This is a genomic window from Streptomyces canus 299MFChir4.1 (assembly GCF_000383615.1).
GTDB lineage: Bacteria > Actinomycetota > Actinomycetes > Streptomycetales > Streptomycetaceae > Streptomyces > Streptomyces canus_C.
Genome location: NZ_KB911654.1, coordinates 1 through 14355, shown reverse-complemented (window position 1 = coordinate 14355; position 14355 = coordinate 1). Strand labels below are relative to the sequence as shown.

The 14355-nt window shown below is 66.1% G+C and carries 8 protein-coding genes and 9 pseudogenes; 8 read left to right on the top strand and 9 right to left on the bottom strand.

Annotated elements, in window-relative coordinates; all coding sequences use genetic code 11:
- Positions 1 to 221, bottom strand: a pseudogene (locus H293_RS59675) (IS30 family transposase); the annotation flags it as partial.
- Between the two features lie 50 nt (positions 222 to 271).
- Between H293_RS59675 and H293_RS62065 the strand changes: the two are divergent.
- Positions 272 to 457 (top strand): annotated as a pseudogene (locus tag H293_RS62065) (transposase); the annotation flags it as partial.
- 244 nt (positions 458 to 701) lie between these two features.
- On the opposite strand, the gene H293_RS52180 reads toward H293_RS62065, so the two are convergent.
- From H293_RS52180 to H293_RS59610, 4 genes and pseudogenes are all read right to left on the bottom strand, one after another.
- Positions 702 to 1154, bottom strand: coding sequence for an SRPBCC family protein (locus H293_RS52180; RefSeq protein ID WP_020124768.1), 453 nt, complete (start codon positions 1152 to 1154; stop codon positions 702 to 704).
- Positions 1155 to 1345: 191 nt separating this feature from the next.
- Positions 1346 to 2827, bottom strand: coding sequence for an MFS transporter (locus tag H293_RS52175; protein ID WP_106968627.1), 1482 nt, complete (start codon positions 2825 to 2827; stop codon positions 1346 to 1348).
- Positions 2828 to 2953: 126 nt separating this feature from the next.
- On the bottom strand, positions 2954 to 3325 hold the full coding sequence (locus H293_RS0147380) for a VOC family protein (protein ID WP_020124766.1): 372 nt from the start codon (positions 3323 to 3325) through the stop codon (positions 2954 to 2956).
- Positions 3326 to 3356: 31 nt separating this feature from the next.
- Positions 3357 to 4021: pseudogene (locus H293_RS59610) on the bottom strand (SDR family NAD(P)-dependent oxidoreductase).
- Between the two features lie 73 nt (positions 4022 to 4094).
- Between H293_RS59610 and H293_RS0147370 the strand changes: the two are divergent.
- On the top strand, positions 4095 to 4685 hold the full coding sequence (locus H293_RS0147370; protein ID WP_020124764.1) for a TetR/AcrR family transcriptional regulator: 591 nt from the start codon (positions 4095 to 4097) through the stop codon (positions 4683 to 4685).
- A 469-nt stretch (positions 4686 to 5154) separates the two neighbouring features.
- Here H293_RS0147370 and H293_RS0147365 read toward each other — a convergent pair whose 3' ends face one another.
- Together H293_RS0147365 and H293_RS58145 are read right to left on the bottom strand one after the other, a co-directional pair.
- Positions 5155 to 5343, bottom strand: a complete 189-nt coding sequence (locus H293_RS0147365) for a hypothetical protein (protein ID WP_020124763.1) — start codon at positions 5341 to 5343, stop codon at positions 5155 to 5157.
- 210 nt (positions 5344 to 5553) lie between these two features.
- Positions 5554 to 5673: pseudogene (locus H293_RS58145) on the bottom strand (IS5/IS1182 family transposase); the annotation flags it as partial.
- A 76-nt stretch (positions 5674 to 5749) separates the two neighbouring features.
- On the opposite strand from H293_RS58145, the gene H293_RS0147360 reads away from it, so the two are divergent.
- Positions 5750 to 6073: a putative quinol monooxygenase gene (locus H293_RS0147360; RefSeq protein WP_020124762.1), complete on the top strand. Its 324-nt coding sequence runs from the start codon at positions 5750 to 5752 to the stop codon at positions 6071 to 6073.
- A gap of 55 nt (positions 6074 to 6128) precedes the next feature.
- Positions 6129 to 6218: pseudogene (locus H293_RS58140) on the top strand (IS5/IS1182 family transposase); the annotation flags it as partial.
- Here H293_RS58140 and H293_RS56705 read toward each other — a convergent pair.
- Positions 6216 to 6452, bottom strand: a pseudogene (locus H293_RS56705) (hypothetical protein); the annotation flags it as partial. The pseudogenes H293_RS58140 and H293_RS56705 sit on opposite strands and share 3 nt — an antisense overlap.
- A 1029-nt stretch (positions 6453 to 7481) precedes the next feature.
- On the opposite strand from H293_RS56705, the pseudogene H293_RS53525 reads away from it, so the two are divergent.
- Positions 7482 to 8856: pseudogene (locus tag H293_RS53525) on the top strand (IS1380 family transposase).
- Positions 8857 to 8909: 53 nt separating this feature from the next.
- On the opposite strand, the gene H293_RS56695 reads toward H293_RS53525, so the two are convergent.
- The gene (locus tag H293_RS56695) at positions 8910 to 10160 is read right to left on the bottom strand and encodes a radical SAM protein (protein WP_033416772.1); all 1251 of its coding nucleotides are present in this window, start codon (positions 10158 to 10160) and stop codon (positions 8910 to 8912) included.
- A 526-nt stretch (positions 10161 to 10686) separates the two neighbouring features.
- On the opposite strand from H293_RS56695, the pseudogene H293_RS62060 reads away from it, so the two are divergent.
- The 3 genes and pseudogenes from H293_RS62060 to H293_RS53510 all read left to right on the top strand — a co-directional run bounded on the left by H293_RS62060 (position 10687) and on the right by H293_RS53510 (position 13845).
- Positions 10687 to 11750: pseudogene (locus H293_RS62060) on the top strand (IS630 family transposase).
- An 87-nt stretch (positions 11751 to 11837) separates the two neighbouring features.
- Positions 11838 to 12176, top strand: coding sequence for a hypothetical protein (locus H293_RS53515; RefSeq protein WP_020124758.1), 339 nt, complete (start codon positions 11838 to 11840; stop codon positions 12174 to 12176).
- Between the two features lie 298 nt (positions 12177 to 12474).
- Positions 12475 to 13845, top strand: a pseudogene (locus tag H293_RS53510) (IS1380 family transposase).
- The last annotated feature ends 510 nt before the right edge of the window (positions 13846 to 14355 follow it).

Genomic DNA, 14355 nt, shown 5'->3' with positions numbered 1-14355 from the left:
CCCTCGGCGATCGCGATGCGGTCGTTCTGGGTGAGGTATCGGTCGTCGACGGGTCTGTCGGGCAAGAGCATGCGTCCAGCCTTGATGAACCACAGCGAGCCCGCACTGGTGGATACGCCCACTCGGCGGGCAGCGGCTGCCCCTTTCAGGCCATCTCTACGCAGCTCGAAGTACTCCTTCGGCACCGACAACGGCAGTCGGTTGGCTCCACCTCGCGGCATGGGTCCAAGTCCCTTCGGGTGTCGCAACCACGGATGGAAACCGCCGCGCCTATCCGCTCCTGTGCGTGGACGCCATACACGTCAAGATCTGGGGCGGGAAGGTCGGGAACCGTCCCATCTGCGTGGTGATGGCGGTGACGGTGGACGGCACCCGCGGCATCCTCGGCATCTGGGCCGGCGACGGTCGCGAGGGCGCCAAGTACTGGCTGTACGTGTTCATCGAGCTGAAGAACCGGCCTCGCACAAGCAACAACGCCTGTCGATGCGTTTAGGACAAGCTGAGTGTCCATGACGACCGCAGCGACGGCCCGAGCTTCGGGCAGAGCCAGGGCCAGGAGGAGAACAGGGCTGGGGTGCCGCGACCGCTCGGGGGCGAACGTGCTGACCCGGCAGGTGTCGGAGGTCACGGAAGGCTAGGGCCAGGCGGCCGGCACTCCACCGTGGCGGGGCCCGCCACGGTGGAGTGCCGGCCGCGATGCGTCAGGCGGACGGTGAGGTGTTTTCCACTGTCGCCTTCAGGTGGTCCAGCCATCCCTGCAGGAAGGTCTGGAGCGTAGCGACGGCGTGCGAGCCCGGGTCGGTGTCCCAGCTCTCGGCGGTCTCGACCTCTGTGACGTGGCCGCGCGGTGTAAAGGTGAAGGCGTGGATGCCGTAGATCCCGGCGTTGGCACCGCTCCACACTGTCCGCCGCTGATGTTCGATCAGCCCGATGTGGGCCGGGAACAGGCCGTCGTAGCCCCATGCTCCCCAGGTGATGTTGGATCCGGCCGCGAGTTCACCGTCGATCTCGGCGACGCGGATGTCCTTTTGCCACTGGGGCCATGCGGGGACGTTCGAATGAATCTCCCACACTTGGTCGATCGGGGCGTTGATCTCGCAGCTCGCCCTGACGATGACGGGGGCGCTGTGGTCTATGTCGACTTCGAGTTCCATCTGCTTGCTCTTTCTGTGCGGTCCGCAGTTGTGCGGGTCGTGAATCGTGGCTGCGGCGGGGGCGGGTGAGACTTGCCGCCGCACCTCCGCGTTCAGGCCGGACGCCGCTTCTGGGTTTACCTAGGGGTGCCGTTCTCGGCGCCCGTCGTGCTCGTAGCCCGAGTGCCGCGAGTTCCAGGGCGGGCCCCGGGTCACTCTGCGCGGTTGGTGAGCGGCAGGCCAGCACGGTGCTGCGCCGTACCGGTGCGGGCGGAGTCGTCGTTGTCCGTCGTGCTGCGCGCGCCCGCACGGGCGACGATGATCCCGCCCGCGGCTGCCAGCACGCCGGCCGCGGCGCAGATCACGAACAGTGTGCGGTAGCCGGCCAGCGATGGAACCTGCGTGCCGCCGATGTCCATGGTCATCGCGGCGAGGATGCTGCCCCCGATGGCGCTGGCGAATGTGCTGCCCATCGAGCGGGCCACGCTGTTGATGCCGTTCGCGGCCGACAGCTCATCTGGCCGGCTGTGGGCAGTGATGAGCGAGGGCAGTGCGGCGTAGGCGACTCCCGAGCCGATCCCCACGATCGCGGTCCCGGCCACGACCTCCCACAGGGCGGAGGTAGCGACGATCCGCTCGATCAGACCCGCGGCAATGATGACTCCGGCCAGACTCAGCACCCAGCCCCCGCCCCATCGTTTGATGAGTCGCGCGGCGAACGGGGCCAGCAGGAGCATCAGCAGCCCGCTGGGCAGAAGGGTCAGTCCGGCCGTCAGCACCGAGGCGCCGAAACCGTATCCAGTTGCTGTGGGTGCCTGCACGTAGGTGGACGCGCCGACGAAACTTGCGAACAATGCGAAGCCCACGAAGACCGAGGCAATGTTCGTGATCAGCACGGCCGGCTGGGCCAGGGCGCGCATGTTCACCAGGGGACTGGGCGTGCGGCGCTCGACGACTACGAGCAGCACCAGCAGCACCAAGGCCGCGGTGAACAGGCCCATGACGCGGATGGAGCCCCATCCCCACGCAGAGCCCTGCGCCAGCGGCAGAACGAGTCCGCCGAGTCCACTGACGAGCAGAACGATGCCGGGCAGGTCAACTCTGGCCTGGCCCCTCGCGATGCGCGGTTCGCGTACGACGAGCGAGATGAGGACGACGCTCACGACCGCACCGGCAAACACGATCCAGTAAAGGACGTGGTAGTCGGCTCGGTCGCCGATCAGACCCGCGAGGGGCAGGCCCAGTGCGTTGCCGACGCCGAGCATGGCGCTGACCACCACCATGCCCGATGCCTGGCGTTCGCGTGGCAGCGTGGCCGCCAGCAGGCTGATTCCCAGCGGAACCGCCGCAGCGGAGATCCCCGCGAGCACCCGCCCGACGATCATCAGGCCAAGGTCACTGGTCAGCGCGTCAATGAGGGAGCCGACCGCGAGAGTGACGAGCGTGAGCTGAAGCATGAGCCGCCGGCCCCGCAGGTCGGCGAAGCGGCTCACGATAGGGACGGCCACCGCACCGGACAGCAAGGTGGAGGTCAGCAGCCACTGTGCCTGACCGGCTGTCGCCCCGACATCACGGGCGATCACCGGAATGACCGGCAGGATGAGGGTCTGCGGCAAAACGGCCATGAGCGCCCCGAGGCCCACCACCAGGACGGAGAGGCCAGACGGGTTTTCAGTAGTGGATGCGGAACGCATGAGCGCCCATCTCCCTCCACGTAAGAACTGTCGGGGTCACGCCACCCACACGGCGCTGATTGCCCGCGCGAGAGCCGCGTCCGTCACCGGTCCCGCCGGTCCCAGAGGCGGCGCAGCGGCCCGGTATCACGCCGCGGCCCGCAGGCAGAAGGGGTGTCCGGCCGGGCTGGCGTAAACCCGGCTGCCGGTCCGGGCCTCCTCGGTGACGTCGCCGGTGGGACGCAGGCGGGATGCGCCGGCGTCGATGGCCGCGCGGTCGGCACTCATGAGGTCGTCGACGGCAAAGTCGAGGTGTATCTGCTGAGGGCTGCCGTCCGGCCAGTTCGGGGCGATGTTGCCCGGGGCCGACTGGATGACGATGACCGGCAGGCCGGGGGCCTGGATGAAGTGGTGGGACGGTGTGCGATGGATCGAGCCGCCGAGCAGCTGGTACCAGAACGCGCTCTCAGGCTCGATCTCGCCAGCGTCGATGATCACGGAACTCAAGGTCATGGGCATGGGAAGGTCCTGTTCTTCGGTCGGTTGACGCTCAGACGGTCGGGATGATGCCGCCGTCAACGCGGATCGCCTTCCTGGCCTCCAGCCGCGCGAAGTGGCTCACAGGAGCGGCCGTGCGCTGGAGGTGGGCAGTAGCGCCGTCAGTGACGACGAAACCGGGAAGGACACACACCACGCGCACCCCGTGCTCACCCACCTCGGCTGCCAGGGCGCGGCTGTAGTTGTTGAGAGCGGCGTTGGCGGCGGCGTAGGGCGTCACCACGATGCGGCAGCTGGCTGGCGATCGACGAGATGTGCACGACGACACCCGAGCCCCGCTCGGCCATCCCCGGCACCAGGACCCGGTCCAGGCGCGCGGAGCTGAGGAAGTGCATCTCCAAATCGGCCCGCCAGGACTCCTCCCGCCGGGCCAGAATCGGCGCAGGAGCACTCGCTGCGCCCGCATTGTTCACGAGCACGTCCACCCCACCAACATGGTCGATCACCCGGCGGGCCGAGGTCCGCCACGCCTTCCTCGGTCGACAGGTCAGCGGCGATGAACGTGGCAGCGCTGCTCGGCTCAGGCTTGCCGCGCGAGGCCGCCAGTACGGTCGCACCCGCCCGGACGAAGCGGCGGACGGTCGCCTCGCCCAGGCCACGGTTCCCACCGGTGACCAGCACGCGCAGGCCGCCCATCCCTTCACTTTTCTCCACCATCGGTACGGCAGCCCCTTCGGTAAGATGAACCTGACTCCGGTTAAGCATACACAAACGGAATCAGACTCAGCTTATGGAGGTTGTCTTGCCGGCATCACGCCCCCTGCGCGCCGACGCGCGCCGCAACCGCGACGCGCTCCTGTCCGCGGCCCGTCAGGCGTTTCTCGACGGGGACGCCGACACCCACGTGGAGGACATCGCCCGCAGCGCCGGCGTTGCCGTGGGCACGCTCTACCGGCACTTCGAAACCCGAGAAGCCCTCATCGAGGAGGTCTACCGCAAGGAGGTCGACGACCTGTGCTCCGCGCCCGCCGACCTCCTGGACCAGCACGCCCCGGACGAGGCCCTGCGCCGCTTCTTGCTCCTTCTCGTGGATCACGCCGCCGTGGGCAAGGGAATGTCCCTCGTCCTGGAGAGCATCATGGCGACGGACTCACCCGTCTTCGGCGACGCCCGCAACCGGATGGCCGAGGCCCTCGGCCACCTCCTCGCCGCGGGCAATGCGGCCGGCACCCTCCGCGGCGACGTCACCGGCTCCACCCTGCTGCGCGCCCTGGGCGGCATCTGCAACCTGCGCGCCACCGAGGGCTGGCGGGACGAAGCCCGCCAGATCACCGGCCTCCTGCTCGACGGCCTGCGGCACATCACCCCGCCGAGAGCCTGAGCGGCATCCCTCAACGCCTGCCTGACGGCAGGAAGAGGGCCCGTCGGCGGTGCGGTCAAGCGGGGCAGCTTCGCGGTGCGTTCGGGGTGGGCAGCATTGATGTACCGCATCGTGGTGCGGGACACCCTGCCGAAGGGCCGACATCGTGAGCCCTGTAGCCGGAAGATGCTAGAAGCCGGTTCCACGCCAGCCCCTCAGCTCGCTGCTGCACGCGCTCGCCTGAGACCGCCCACCGAGCTACCGCTGTCGTCAAATGATTCCTTCCGACTCCACCGGCCGGTAACGGCGCCGAGGGCCGCCGGTCGGAGTCACCCCAGCCTCAGACGTTCCCGGCTCGGAACGGCAAGCGGGGTGAACCCAACCGCAGAGCCGGGATTCCGCCGAACCGCGGCGTGGGTTCCGCTTGTTCAAGCTTCCAGACTCCGCGAACGCCCGCTTCCTCGTGCGCGGCCGGGAAGACGTCCTTGGCTCATGCGTCCTGCCCTTTCACAAGCCGGGAGCCCACCACGATGTTGATCTGCATGATGGTCCACGTCGGACAGTCGGGCGGGTGCCACATCTGGATGGGCAGCCCGACTCCGACGCAGGTGTTCTCGGGGCCGGGTCCCGCCTTCCCGTCCAGGCACAGTCCGCCTTCCGTCTCGGCAAAACCGCACATTGCGGCACTCTCCTTCCTGCCCGGGAGGGCAGAGCCCTGCCACGGTCGATCACCGGCTGACCAGAACTTCGCCGTACGGTGTCCAGGTTGATGACGTCGCGGTATGGCCTTCTCCGGGGAAGATCGTCCAAGATGGGTCGACGAGCGAACTCCGGCCCGGTGACAATACTCAGCCTTCACCAGTAACGAATCATGACGTTCTGTGATTGATCAGATGGTGCGGTCGTACTCAAGCTGAAGCAGGACGAGGGCTGCGGCGGCGATCTTCGTGATGCGTCTGGGGTCAAGGCTGAGCTGGCGCAGGGCCTTGGAGGTGGTCGTGAGCTGGGAGGCGTTCGCAAACCACAGCGCGCAACGGGCGCTACCGGGAAAGGCTCAATGTAAGTACCGATGAAAGGAGCAGTGGGTGACAGAAGAGATGCCTGCCGGGATTACCGATGGCGAACTAATGATGGTCAACACCCTGTACATCAACCTGAGCCGGTGGGACGAGTACCAGGCCGCGTTGCAAGAGATCCTGCCGCAAGCTCGCGCCCTTGAGGCGTGCCTCGTGTTGGAAGCTGGCCAGGTCGCTGACGAGCCGGGAACGGTGATCTTGACAGAGCGGTGGCGCAGTGGCGTTGAGTATGTAACCGAAGTTCTCAAGCTGCCGATGTACGAGAAGTACCTCGGGACGACGACGGCGATGTACGCGAAACCCCGAACAGTAGTTGTGCTCAACTCGCTTTGAGCATCATTGAGCCTTTCCCGGTAGCGCCCGTTGCGCGCTGTGGTTTGCGAACACCTCCCAGCTCACGACCACCTCCAAGGCCCTGCGCCAGCTCAGCCTTGACCCCAGACGCATCACGAAGATCGCCGCCGCAGCCCTCGTCCTCGCCGGGGCGCGGGTCGTACAGCGACCGGCCGCCGGGGAACTGCCCGAGCTCGGTGGACAGGGCCACCCCGACGTCGACTTCCACGGTCCGCCACCCGTGGATGTCCAGCAGCAGGCCATCCAGCGGTCCGCCGACCAGTTCCAGGTAGGTCCGGTGCGGAAGCGGACCGGGGTTGGGGGCGTCGTGGTCCGCGCCGTAGACGCGGCCATTGACCAACTGCTCGTCAGCCGCCACCGATAACACGCCGCGCGGCAGCGGGTCCGGCCCTCAACGCGCCTTCGGCAACGCGGCGAGGGAGCGGCATTCCTCTCCCTCGCCCCGACCTGCCACACCGGCTCATCGGGCCCGTGCTGGGTGAGCTGCGCCGGCGTCGTGGTCGCCGCGATGATCCGGTAGTTCAGGCTGCGGAGGTGCTGGGCGCGCTGGTGGAAGGCCGCTTCCCGGGTGACCGACGCCGCGCGGCGAGGGGCGGGGGCGAAGACGAACAGCAACTGCGGGAAGCCACGCTCGAGGGACGGGCCCGCGTAGGTCTCCTGCCAGTGGCTGCGTGGGGCGCGAACGGCGTTGCCGCGTCCAGTCGCCGGTGTGTTGCGGCAGCCGTCGTAGCGCTGCAGCTTCTCGATCAGCCGGACATACGTCATGGTGCGGTCGATCTCCACGAACGCACCCCGGCCGTCCCACAGGAGGACGACGGCGTCGGGAATCAGAGAGCCGGCCGGAGTGGGGTACCTCGAGGCGCCAGTACGTGTGACCGGCCGCCTGCGCCTGGTGGAAGGCGACGACGGTATCGACCAAGGCGAGATCGTGCTCGCTCAGGCCCGTCTTCACGGCCGCGCGCCGCCCCATGGTCCGCCCCGACCGCAGCAGGAGCTCACCGGACGCGGCGGCTTCGGCGAGGCCGGCGGGGGTGCAGTACCAGTAGCTCTGCTGGGCGCGGTTGGTCCGGCCGACCAGGCCGTCGGCAAGCAGGTCGCGCAACGCGCGCCGTATGTGTCAGTGCCCTGCTGGTCCAGTAGCACCAGCGCCTTGAGCTGGAGGGACTTAGCCAGACGCAGCTGGACGAGCGGCAGGAGGACGTCGCCCCGCATCTCGGCTCTGGCCTGGGCGGCGGGCTTGTCGGACCAAAACGCTATCTCCTTAGCCTCGCGCTTTCACGAGGTGGCCTGTCCGCAGGCTGATCAGAAACGCAGAAAGTGCTCTTGACCTGCAACGATAGGACTTGCTGAGGGTCCTGTTGGTTGCGAGGGAAAGAGCACTTTCCAGGTGGGAGGACCTATCGCGTCATACCCGCGTGTCCGTGTCCAGGGGGACGGCCGCCAGGTGGTCTCGCAGGCCGGTTCGGTCTTGCTGATGGAGACGGTCCGCAGGACCGGCCTCGACCAGGCAATATCCGTGGCATTGGCGCCGTGGCGGAAGCCGCAGGCTGTCCATGATCCAGGAAAGGTCCTGCTGGACGTCGCGCTGGCGGTCGCGTTGGGCGGAGACGGCTTGGCCGATGTCGGCATATTGCGGGCCGAGCCAGCTGCGTTCGGGCCGGTGGCCTCCGACCCGACGGTCTCCCGCCTCATCGACACTCTTGCCGCTTCGGGGGAGAAAGCTCTGCGGGTGATCCGTGCCGCGCGGGCCGAAACCTGCGAGCGGGCCTGGCAGTTGGCCGACGAGAAAGCGCCCGATGCGGGCAGGGCGGTGGCCGTCGACCTCGACGGGGTGCTGGTGATCGCGCATTCGGACAAGGAGGACGCCGCACCAACGTGGAAGCGAACCGACGGACACCACCCGCTGATGGGGTTCGTCGACCACGGACCAGGCGGCACCGGTGAGCCCGTGGCGGCCCTGCTCAGGCCGGGGAACGCAGGCTCGAACACGGCCGCCGACCACATCACCGCCGCTCAACTGGCCCTGGCCCAGCTGCCGAAGAAGTACCGGCGCGGACGGCAGACCCTGATACGCACCGACTCCGCGAGCGGCACCCACGACTTCGTCGCCTGGCTCGCTCAGCGAGGACGGTGGCTGTCCTACTCGGTCGGCATGGTGATCACCGAGGCAATCCACCAGCACGTGCTGAAGGTTCCGGCATCAGCTCGACGCCGGCCGTCGAGGCGGACGGCGAGTCCGGGACGCGGCCTGGGCCGCCGAGCTCACCGGCGACGTCCTGGACGGCTGGCTCAAAGACATGCGGCTGATTGCCGGGAAGGAACGACCGCACCCTGGAGCTCAGTTGCGGCTCACGGACGCGGACGGCATGCGGCTGACCTGTTCCGCCACCAACACCTCAGGCCGGCCGGTTGCCGAGCTCGAGCTGCGTCACCGGCTGCGGGCCCGGGCCGAGGACCGCATCCGCGCCGCCCGGGCCACCGGACTGCGCAACCTGCCCCTGCACCGAACGGCCCAGAACCGGATCTGGCTGGAGATCGTGCAGATCGCTCTCGACCTGCTGGCCTGGATGCCGATGCTCGCCCTGACGGGCAAGGCCAGATGCTGGGAGCCCCGCCGACTACGGCTCCGCCTGTTCACCACGGCCGGGCAACTCGTGGCCACCAGCCGTCGGCGGACCCTCCGGCTGGCCCGGCACTGGCCCTGGACCAGCTACATCACCACAGCCCTCGACCGGCTCGCACTCCTGCCGAACCCCGGCTGACCAGCAGATTCCCCGTACCTACGACAGGTGGAGACGAATATGGCCAACACATCTCAATCGAAGGACTGCCCTGTGGCTAATTTTTCGAAATACACGCGGGGAGAGAATCCTATTCTATTTGTTTCACCTACCGTCAACCCACGCTGGACTACTTCTGAAGGCGCACCCGCCCCTGACAGAACTTCACTCAAGCGCTCTTTGAGGTGATTGAAGAAAAAGTACTCATCCAGGCAAAGTACCGACTTCTTCCGCGGGATAGCGTCATCACGATCGGCCCTGCCTGCGAGAAGTCCTCCTCCGCACAAGATTTCGTGAGAGCAACCTTTGCATTCTTTCGGCATATGTTTGTGCAGATTCAGGAGAAAGTCGAAACCTGGGTCATCGGCAAGGTCCGTCAGATCGTTCCTGTGCACATTAAATTTCGTCCTGGTTCCGCCGTCGGAGTAGGACCTGAGGTAGTCGTGGTATTCAATACCCCCATCAGTGTTCACCACGACAATTGGGATTCGATCATTCACAATACTTTCAATGTGCCGCCCTGACCCCATCAGCGAGTAGAGACATTCATAAAAGTACCGGATGTGCAAATCTGGATCATCACAGTTCCACCAGAGATCAAACAGCTCGGAAAACCATGCCCCATACCGAGGCCTCTCGGAATAGACAGCAAGACCTTCCGTTTTCCACGGATAGTTCCCGTAATGGAATTCAAGTGGCCACAAGACGTCAAGACGGCGGAGCGGTAGGCTGTTTGCCCACTCAAAGTATTCGATCGGGGGCAATTGAGGTTGAGCAACGCTCAGAAAACCGTGCAGTAGGTGGGCATGCTCAGAATCAAGGATGGTTTCGACGGTTCGCATCACGCGTTGGTATGATCCTCGACCGTTCCTTGTCGTTCGCGCGGCGTCATTGAGACTCTGCGGGCCATCCAGGCTCACCCCGAGCGTTGTTCGCGACGCCGAAAGAAGGCGAAGAAGCTTGGGCGGCATTTTTAGGCCATTGGTCTGCATACTGACGGAGATCTTGTAGCCCTTGCTTCTGATGCGGTCCACTTGCTTGAAGAAGCCGACGAAATTTTCATATGGCCAGAGACTCGGTTCTCCGCCATGCAGCGTTATGTGGAAAACCTTCTTTTCGTACTCCTGACAGTGGCGTTCTATGCGGTCCAGGGAGGCGAGGGCCGTGTCGAGTGGCATGTTGTTGATGACCTTCTCAAAGGTCCTGTCCATCTGATTGAACATGTAACAGTATGTGCAATCAAGGTTGCAGAACGACGTTACCTTGAGAATAGCCAGATTAAACATGCCGACCCGACCCCCTTTCGATACCCAGGATTCTGCCCCTCTGCCTAGCCCCGCCTACTGACTACCTCATCCTCTTCGTCTGCATGAATGTGCAGCGTGAAGTCCATGTCCCAGGAAATGGATGCGAGGTCACCTTCTGAGGTAGTCGCTTTGATGTGATTCATCGCCGCTTCGAGGATTCGTGAGCGCGCGACCTCTGCCTGCAAGTCGCGAAAAGTCCCTGTGGAACGTCGCTGTGGTACGTCCGGCATCTGACCCTCCTTTCGAAACCGGCCAAGTGGCCAAGAGAGTAGTGCCGATCCACACCTTGGTCAATACTCACATCCGTGGATCGATAAGCGGAATTCGGAATTCTGAGATCTTTTTTAGTTCCGCATCTTGATCAGCATATTTAAGGCAGTGACAGTCGCATTCTCGTGTGACTCTGGCGTTCAAGTGAGCAATAGGTGTTGGCTACTGAACTTGATTGGGTGATGTCGGGTCGTTCGGCTGAGCCTTGAGCCCTTTGCGCTGTAGTGCTGTGACCGTGAGGTATGCGCAGGGCGGCGGCTTGACCGACGCCGAGAGGGAAGCCCGGGAGCGAGTGCGGCTGGCTGCTGTGGCTCGGTTCGAAGCCGGTGACAGGAACAAGGCCATCGCCGCCACTCTGCGAGTGTCTGAAAGATCGGTGGAACGGTGGCGGCGGCAGTGGCGTGAGGGTGGGGCGGCTGGTGTCGCCTCGAAGGGGTCGCCCGGCAGGCCGGAACTCAGCGGTGCCCAGGTCGCCAGACTGGAGCGGGAGTTGGAGCGTGGACCGCTCGCACACGGCTGGGGTGACCAACGATGGACCTTGGCGCGGGTCAAGAAACTGATCGGTCGGCTCTTCCGTATCTCGTACACGGTGGAGGGCACGTGGCGACTGCTCAAGCGTCACGGGCTGGTCGTGGCAGCAGCCCGCGCGCCGAGCCATCGAGCGTGACGATGACGCGGTGGAGCTGTGGAAGAAGGAGGTCTGGCCGCGGGTAAAAGCACCACGGCGGCCTGCAACGGCTGGATCGTCTTCGAAGACGAGGCCGGCCAGTCGCTGACACCGCCGCGTTCCAGGACCTGGGGCCGAATCGGCCAGACGCCAGTGGTGCGAGTCAGAGGCCGAGGCTCGGGCCGGGTGTCCATGGTGGGCATGACCTGCTACAAGGCGAGCGAGCGGTCGCGGCTGATCTACGCAGTCCGCGAATACCGCGGAGGCAAGAACCAGCCCAAGGGCTTCGGCTCGCGGGACTTTCGTGACCTGCTGGTCCGCGCCCGGATCCAGCTGGGTGGTCCGATCGTGCTGGTCTGGGACAACGTCCGCATTCACCTCACCGCAGACTTGCGCGAGTTCTTCGTGACCAACACCGACTGGCTCAAGGTGTTCCAGCTACTGCCTACGCCCCGGACCTGAACCCGCAGGAAGGCGTGTGCTCCTTGGTCAAGCACGACCTCGGCAACCTCGCCGCCGCCGACCTGGGGCAGATCACCCGGACCGTGAAACGCAAGCTCAAGATGCTGCAGTATCGACCCCAGCTGCTCGACGGCTGTCTCACCGGCACCGGCCTGGCCCTCGACGCCTGACCGGCTTGGAAACCTGCCACCCGAACGCGCGTTCAGTAGCATCGCCTCGCCCGGATGAGGTTCCCGCCCGACGAATCGAGTGAGCCCATGAGTGACGACGTCCTCTCTGTCATTCCGACCGACCCGCACTGGCAGCCCGAGCCAGCCGCAGCTGACCGTACTGCGTCGATCGTGGAGGACCTGACCCCCGGGCTCCCCGGCGGCGCCGACGTCGAGATCGACGTCACCTGGCACGACACACTCACCGTTGTCGACTGTGGTCAGAATCTGCAGAAGATCGGTTGTCCCCACTGTGGCGCGTCGATCGACACGGAGTGGTGGGGCGACCTACTCGAAGCCCACTGCGACGACGGCTTCGCAACCCTCGCCGTGGTGGTCCCCTGCTGCGGCACCGCGACCTCGCTGGACGCACTGGACTACGACTGACCCTGTGGCTTTGCTCGATTCGAGATCGCCATCTGGAACCCCGAGCGCGCCTGGTTCAGCGACGAGGAACTGATCGCCATCGGGGACGCACTTGGACATCCAGTGCAGCAGATCAGGGCCCACATCTGACACACCTCAGGCCGCGAGGCCCGACATCACGAGCTCAAGTTCAGTAGCCTCGCGCTTTCACGAGGTGGATTGTCCAACCGGTGATCGTGAAAGCCGAAAGCGCCTCTGACCAGCGAGAATGAGGATTGCTGAGGTCCTTGTTCCCGCCACCGTCGGAGGCACTTTCCAGGTGAAGAAGCGTATCGGGTCCTACCCGCGTGTCCGCGTCGAGGGTGGCGGTCGCGGAGTGGTTTCGCAGGCGGGTGCGGTGCTGCTGGTCGAGACGGTCCGCAAGACCGGCCTGGATGCGGCGATATCGGCGGCACTCACTCCGTGGCGCAAGCAGCGGGCCGTCCGCGACCCGCGGAGAAGGTCCTCCCGGACGTCGCCCTCGCGGTCGCGCTGGGCAGGGACTGCCTGGCTGATGCGGGCATGTTGCGGGCAGAGCCCGCTGTGTTCGGGCCGGTGGCCTCCGACCCGACGGTCTCCCGACTCATCGACACGCTCGCCCGGGGCGGGTATCGGGTCCTGACCGCACTGCGCACGGTCCGCGCCGAAGTACGCGAACATGTCTGGAAGTTGGCCGGCCAGGCGGCGCCGGACACGGGCGGGCAGGTGATCGTGGACATCGACGGCGTCCTCGTCATCGCGCACTTCGAGAAACGGGACGCCGCCGCGACCTGAAAGAAGACGTTCGGGCACCATCCGCTGATGGGGTTCGTCGACCACGGCCCCGGCGGGTCCGGCGAGCCGGTCGTCGGGTTGTTGCGGCCCGGCAACTCGGGCTCCAACACCGCCGCCGACCACATCGAGGCCACCAGACTGGCCTTGGACCAGCTGCCGAAACGGCTCCGGCGCGGCCGTCAGACGCTGATCCGTACCGACTCCGGCGGCGGCACCCACCAGTTCGTCGCCTGGCTCGCCCAACGCGGAAGGTGGCTGTCGTACTCGGTCGGCGTGACCATCACCGACGCCATCCACCAGGCCGTCGTGAAGGTCCCGGCCTCAGCCTGGACACGTGGAACCCGACGGCGACACCCGCGACGGCGCCTGGGTCGCCGAACTCGACGCCGGCAGCGATTGCCTGACCGGCTGGCCGAAGGGGCTGCGGCTGATCGTGCGCAAGGAACGGCCGCACCCCGGCGCCCAGTTGCGCTTCACCGACGCCGACGGCATGCGGCTGACCTGCTTCGCCACCAACACCGCCGGAGAGGCGATCGCCGCCCTCGAACTGCGCCACCGGCAGAGGGCTCGGGCCGCGGACCGCAGCCGCGCCGCCGGCCTGCGCAACTTCCCCCCTCCACGACGCCGCGCAGAACCAGATCTGGCTGGAGATCGTACAGATCGCCCTGGACCTGCTGGCCTGGATGCCCTGCTTGCCCTTACTGGCACCGCCCGGCGCTGGGAGCCCCTCCGCCTGCGGCTTCGGCTGTACTCCACCGCCGCTCAACTCGTCACCACCGGCCGCCCTCGCTACCTCCGCCTTGCCAAGCACTGACCCTGGACCGACGTGATCACCGACGCTCTGGACCGGCTTCACGCCCTCCCGAACCCAGGCTGACCAGTGCTTTCCCATCCCTGCGAGCAGTACGAGCCGACCGGAGCCGTGGAACCCGACGCCCACCCGACGCGACAGCCGGGCTCTCAACTTGCTCAGACTCCGAAATCCCCACCGAACCATCCGCACAGGGCCCGCCAGCAAGCTGACGGACCCTCATGAATGATCTAGGTTAGAGTCAATACCAGTGACTTAAGGAATCGGGTCCCAGCTTCTTGGGACTTTGGTCGGTGGGTTGATTGGGGCTGTGCGCCAGTGCGGGGCGATGGCCACGGCCTCGGCAGGGCTCCGGTCGGGCTGGGGAGGGCGCCGGTGTTCGTCGCGTTTGACGCCGAAATTGGACATCTTGCGTTTGATGACACGGGGGTTGAAGCGCCTACGGCGCAGGGGCAGCAGGTGGCGGGCTATCTCCCGCAGGCCCTCGACGAGGGAGGCGGCCAGGTGGTCAGGGGGAAAAGGCCGCCTGCGCGGTGACCTGTCGGCGTGCGAGGCGGATGCTGCGGGTGAAAGAGA

Excerpts from the sequence above, each read along its gene's own strand:
- H293_RS53515 (WP_020124758.1), top strand. The coding sequence starts at position 11,838 with ATGAGTGACGACGTCCTCTCTGTCATTCCGACCGACCCGCACTGGCAG.
- H293_RS52175 (WP_106968627.1), bottom strand. The coding sequence starts at position 2,827 with ATGCGTTCCGCATCCACTACTGAAAACCCGTCTGGCCTCTCCGTCCTG.
- H293_RS52180 (WP_020124768.1), bottom strand. The coding sequence starts at position 1,154 with ATGGAACTCGAAGTCGACATAGACCACAGCGCCCCCGTCATCGTCAGG.
- H293_RS56695 (WP_033416772.1), bottom strand. The coding sequence starts at position 10,160 with ATGTTTAATCTGGCTATTCTCAAGGTAACGTCGTTCTGCAACCTTGAT.
- H293_RS0147370 (WP_020124764.1), top strand. The coding sequence starts at position 4,095 with ATGGAGGTTGTCTTGCCGGCATCACGCCCCCTGCGCGCCGACGCGCGC.
- H293_RS0147380 (WP_020124766.1), bottom strand. The coding sequence starts at position 3,325 with ATGCCCATGACCTTGAGTTCCGTGATCATCGACGCTGGCGAGATCGAG.
- H293_RS0147365 (WP_020124763.1), bottom strand. The coding sequence starts at position 5,343 with ATGTGCGGTTTTGCCGAGACGGAAGGCGGACTGTGCCTGGACGGGAAG.